Source organism: Actinomadura sp. 3N407 (genome assembly GCF_052245875.1).
GTDB lineage: Bacteria > Actinomycetota > Actinomycetes > Streptosporangiales > Streptosporangiaceae > Spirillospora.
The window spans coordinates 1-5328 of the sequence record NZ_JBQQBP010000055.1 but is presented as its reverse complement, the minus strand read 5'-3'; the positions used below and the strand labels follow the sequence as shown (position 1 = coordinate 5328).

Annotated in this window: 1 protein-coding gene; it reads left to right on the top strand. The window is 73.7% G+C overall.

Going from position 1 to position 5328, the window contains the following annotated elements; all coding sequences use genetic code 11:
* Positions 1–5328: beta-ketoacyl synthase N-terminal-like domain-containing protein (locus ACTWPP_RS44815; protein ID WP_443110585.1), on the top strand; the 5328-nt coding region annotated here is incomplete at both ends.

Here is a 5328-nt window from a genome sequence, read left to right as displayed (position 1 = left end):
AACTCCTCACCCAAAACCGCCCCTGGCCCCAACTTGACCACCCACGCCGCGCCGCAATCTCCTCCTTCGGCATCAGCGGCACCAACGCCCACATCATCATCGAAGAACCCCCGGCGACCGAGGAGGCGCCGGAACCACCGCGGCCTCCGACGGTGCCGTGGATCATCTCTGGCCGGAGCCCGCAGGCCGTCCGTGCGGGGGCGGCCGATCTGCGCGCGTTCCTGGACACGCTCCCCGACGGCGACCTCGCCGCCGCTGGACGCGCTCTCGCCACCGGGCGGGCCGGACTGGAGCATCGGGCGGTCGCGACCGGCGCGGACCGCGCGGAACTCGCCGGCGCTCTGGACGCGGTGGCGGACGGTTCCGTTGCCCCCGAAGAGGTGACCGAGGGCAAGGTCGCGTTCCTGTTCACCGGTCAGGGTGCGCAGCGGCCGGGCATGGGCCGTGACCTGCACGCCGCCTTCCCCGCGTTCGCCGAGGCCTTCGACGCCGCGCAGGACGAGCTGGACCGCCACTTCGACGTCCCGCTCCGCGACGTGCTGTGGGGGGACGACGCCGACGCGGTGAACCGGACGGAGTTCGCCCAGGCCGGGCTATTCGCGGTCGAGGTGGCGCTGTTCCGGCTGGTCGAGTCCTGGGGACTGCGACCCGACCTGCTCGCCGGGCACTCCGTCGGCGAGTTGGCGGCCGCCCATGTCACCGGCGTGCTGTCCCTGGCCGACGCCGCCCGGCTGGTCACCGCGCGCGGCCGCCTGATGCAGGCCCTGCCGGACGGCGGGGCCATGGCGGCGGTGCAGGCCGCCGAGGACGAGGTGCGTCCGCTGCTCACCGCCGATACGGGGCTGGCCGCGGTCAACGGGCCGCGATCGGTCGTGGTCTCCGGAGACCGGGACGCCGTCGCCGCGATCGCCGCGGAGTTCACGGCGCGGGGCCGCCGGACGAGCATGCTGCGGGTGTCGCACGCGTTCCACTCGCCGCTGATGGAGCCGATGGTCGAGGACTTCCGGGCAGTGGCGGAGAGCGTCGCCTACCGAACCCCGGCGATCCCCGTCGTGTCCACGGTGTCCGGCGAGGTCACCGACGAGTGGGCCACACCGGAATACTGGGTCCGCCACGTCCTGGCGACCGTGCGGTTCGCCGACGGCGTGCGCACCCTTCAGGACCGGGGCGTCACGACGTTCGTCGAGCTCGGCCCGGACGCCGCGCTCTCGGCGGCGGGACCCGAATGCGCGCCCGAGGCCGCCTTCGTCCCGCTGCTGCACCGCGATCACCCCGAGGTCGGCAGGCTCGTGGCCGGACTCGGCCGGGTCCACACGCGCGGCGTGCCGGTGGACTGGGCGTCCTTCTTCGGCCCGCGCAAATGGATCGACGCACCGACCCATCCGTTCCAGCGCAGGCATCTCTGGCTCCACCCCACCCGCCGCGCGAACGGCGCCGCGCCCACCGGGCACCCGGTGATCACGGACGTCACCGAACTGCCCGATGACCAAGGCGTCATCTTCGCGGGACGGCTGTCGGCCGCCGACCACCCGTGGCCGGCCTCGTACGTCCTTCAGGAGACCGCCGTCGTCCCGGCGACCGCCCTGCTGGACATCGCCCTGCACGCCGCCCACCACGTCGGCCTCGCCGGAGTCGAGGACCTGACGGTCGAGACGCCGCTGATCCTGCCGGACACCGGCGCCGCGCGCCTGCACGTCACCGTGACGCGGGAGGATCGGGGCCGGCGCACGATCACCATCCACTCCCGGTCCTCCAGCGACACGGACGTCCCGTGGACGCGGCATGCCACCGGCACGATCGCGGACCGTGCCGCGCCGACCGCCGACGTCTCGGCCGAATGGCCTCCCACAGGTGCCGTCCCTCTCGACCTGGAGGAGTTGGCGGACCAGCTCGTGGCGCTCGGCCACTCCGGTGAAGACCCCCTCCCCGGCCTGCGCGCGGCGTGGCGTGCGCAGGACGTTCTCCACGCCGAAGTCCATGTGACCGAGGACATGGAACGGAGCGGGTTCGTCCTCGACCCGAGGCTTCTCCAGACCGCCCTGGCGGCGGCCGCCGCCGACGGCGGCGAGCCACGGGTCCCGGTCAGCTGGACGGGCGTCGCCGCGTCCGCCGCCGACCCGCGCGACCTCAGGGTCCAGGTGTCCCCCACCGGCCCGGACACCGCCTCGGTTCTGGTCACCGACGTCGCCGGCACGGCCGTCGCCACGATCGACTCGGTCGCGTTCCGGCGGATCGGTTCCCGCGAGTTCGCGCGCGGCGGCCACGACATCGGCTACGAGCCGGGCTGGGCGGCCGTCGCGGTGCGGTCGCCCGGCGACGGGCAGGACTGGACGATCCTCGGCGATGACGCCGCCGGCTTCCCCGGCGAACACGTCCCCGACCTCGCCGCGCTGCGCGACCTGATCGAGGAGGGCGCACCGGCTCCCGAAACCGTGCTCGTGCCGTGCCCGGACGGCTCAGGCGACGTAGAGACGCAGCTCGCCCGGATGCTGGGGCTTGCCTGCTCGTGGCTGTCCGACGAGCGGTTCGCCGGCGCGCGTCTGGTGGTGCTCACCCGAGGTGCGGTCTCGGTCGACGACGAGCGGATCGACGACGTCGGTCAGGCCGCCGTCTGGGGGCTGCTCCGTTCGGCGCAGGCCGAGCACCCCGGCCGGTTCGTCATCGTGGACCTCGACGCCGAGGCCACCGCGACGTCGGTACGGGCCGCGCTCACCACCGGCGAGGACCAGCTCGCCATCCGTGACGGGGTCCCGTACGCGGCACGGCTGGTCCGGTCGACGGCCAAGCCCGACGGGACGGCCCGGACGCTCGATCCGGACGGCACCGTGCTGGTCGTCTGCGGCTCCGGCGCACTGACGGCACCGCTCGTCCGGCACCTGGTGCGCGAACACGGGGTGCGGCGTCTGCTGCTCGGCCGGACGCCGGGCACGGAACCGCCTGAGGCCGCCGGGCTTGAGGCGCTCGGCGCCGAGGTGGCCCTCGCCCCCGGCGAGCTGACCGACCGGGCGAGCGTCGCCGACCTGCTGGCGCACGTGCCGCCGGAGCATCCGCTGACGGCCGTCGTGCACGCCGTGGAGCGGTCGGACGACGGCGTGCTCACCGCCCTCACGCCCGACCGGGTCAACGCCGTGTTCCATCCGCGCGCGGGGCTCGCCTGGCATCTGCACGAGCTGACCGCCGACCTCGACCTCGCCGCGTTCGTGGTCTTCTCTTCCGCCGCGGGCACCCTCGGCGCCCCCGGGCAGGCGCACACCGCGGCCGCCGCCGCGTACCTCGACGCGCTCGCCCACCGCCGCGACCGCGAAGGGCGTCCCGCCGTCTCCCTGGCCTGGGGTCCGTGGAGCCGACCGGACGGAACGAACGCCGCCGAGTCCGCGCGTGCCGCACGCGCGGGACTGCGGGCGTCAACGGTCGAACACGGCCTCGCCGCCTTCGACCGGGCCCTCGCATCCGGCCGGGCCCGGCTCGTGCCGATCCAGCTCGACCACGCCGAGCTGCGCCGGCAGGCGCGGACCGGGACGCTTCCGCCGATCTTCCGTGGCCTCCTCCGCGCTCCCGCGGCCCGTGCCACCGGTGGCGGCGACGAACTGGCGCCACGCCTGCGGAAGCTCCCCGAAGCCGAGCAGAGCCGGGTGATGGGCGAGCTGGTGCGCACGCACATCGCCGCCGTCCTGGGACATCAGAGCCCCGAATCGATCGGTGGTGCGCGACCGCTGCAGGAGCTGGGGCTCGACTCGCTCACCGCGGTCGAGCTGCGCAACCGGCTGTCGGCGGCGCTCGACCTGACGCTGCCCGCCACCCTGCTGTTCGACTACCCGACCGCGACCGCGCTGGCCGACCACCTCCGCGGCCAGGTGCTGCGCATCCGGCAGGCGCCGGCGGTCACGCCGGCGACCCGGGTGGACGACGAGCCGATCGCCATCGTCGGCATGGCCTGCCGCTACCCCGGCGGTGCGGTCTCGCCGGACGCGCTGTGGCGGCTGGTGGCCGAGGGCACCGACGCGATCGGCGAGTTCCCCACCGACCGTGGCTGGGACCTGGACGCGCTGTACGACCCGGACCCCGAGCGGCGCGGCACGACCTACGCGCGCTTCGGCGGCTTCCTGCCCGACCTTGCAGGCTTCGACGCGGAGTTCTTCGGGATCAGCCCGCGGGAGGCCTTGGCGATGGACCCGCAGCAGCGGCTGCTGCTGGAGACCAGCTGGGAGACGTTCGAGAACGCGGGCATCGACCCCGAGACGCTGCACGGCAGCCGCACCGGGGTCTTCACCGGCACCAACGGTCAGGACTACCTGACCTTGGTCTACGGGAACGAGGACCTCGACGGCTACCTGATCACCGGCAACGCGGCGAGCATCGTGTCCGGTCGGCTGGCCTACACGTTCGGCCTGGAGGGCCCGGCCATCTCGGTGGACACGGCGTGCTCGTCGTCGCTGGTCGCTCTGCACCTGGCGATCCAGGCGCTGCACAACGGCGAATGCGACCTGGCGCTGGCCGGCGGCGTGTCGGTCATGGCCACCCCCGCCTCGTTCATCGACTTCAGCCGTCAGCGCGGCCTGGCTCCCGACGGGCGATCGAAGTCGTTCGCGGCCGCGGCCGACGGCACCGGCTGGGGTGAGGGCGTCGGTCTGCTGCTGGTCGAGCGGCTCTCGGACGCCGAACGCAACGGCCATCAGGTCCTCGCCGTGGTGCGCGGCTCGGCCGTCAACCAGGACGGCCGGAGCAGCCAGCTGTCGGCGCCGAACGGCCCGTCCCAGCAGCGGGTGATCCGGCAGGCCCTCACCAACGCCGGCCTCACCCCCACCGACATCGACGCGGTCGAGGCACACGGCACCGGCACCCGGCTCGGCGACCCCATCGAAGCCCAAGCCCTCATCGCCACCTACGGCCACAACCGCCCCGCCGACCGCCCCCTATGGCTCGGCTCGATCAAATCCAACATCGGCCACACCCAAGCCGCCGCCGGCGTCGCCGGAATCATCAAAATGGTCCAGGCCATCCACCACGGCACCCTCCCCCGCACCCTCCACATCGACCAACCAACCCCACACGTCGACTGGACCACCGGAAACGTCGAACTCCTCACCCAAAACCGCCCCTGGCCCCAACTGGACCGCCCACGCCGCGCCGCAATCTCCTCCTTCGGCATCAGCGGCACCAACGCCCACATCATCCTCGAACAACCCCCAGCCACCGAACAGGCCCAGCAGGCCGCGGCGCAAGACGACGACACCGGCCCGGTCGCCTGGCTGCTGTCGGCCAAAACCGCACCAGCCCTACGCCAGCACGCCCAACGCCTGCACCACCACCTCACCACCCACCCCCACC